We start from the raw sequence: 316 nt of genomic DNA on the forward strand, positions 1-316 counted from the left end.
GCCTGATCCAAACGCCCCGCACTCCCGGTCCCCCGCTCGCCCCTGCGCCGCACCCCGCCACGATCCATGCCTCGCCCGCTCGCCCCGCGCCCTCGCTTCGCAAGCTAGGCCCGTTCTGGCTCTTGCTTTCCAATATCGCATGATTTGCCCCTTGCACAATTGGAAATTCGCGGTTTCTGGTCTGATAATAAACCTTGGAGAATATAATTCAATAAAGTTGTTGTAAATTCTACAAAGTTGAATTAGAATAACCCTATATTCATCCTGCCGTCATGAACACACATCCCATGGCATGGTGAATAACAGCCGAAACGGG

It is taken from the genome of Paenibacillus sp. 598K, assembly GCF_003851045.1.
Classification (GTDB): domain Bacteria; phylum Bacillota; class Bacilli; order Paenibacillales; family Paenibacillaceae; genus Paenibacillus_D.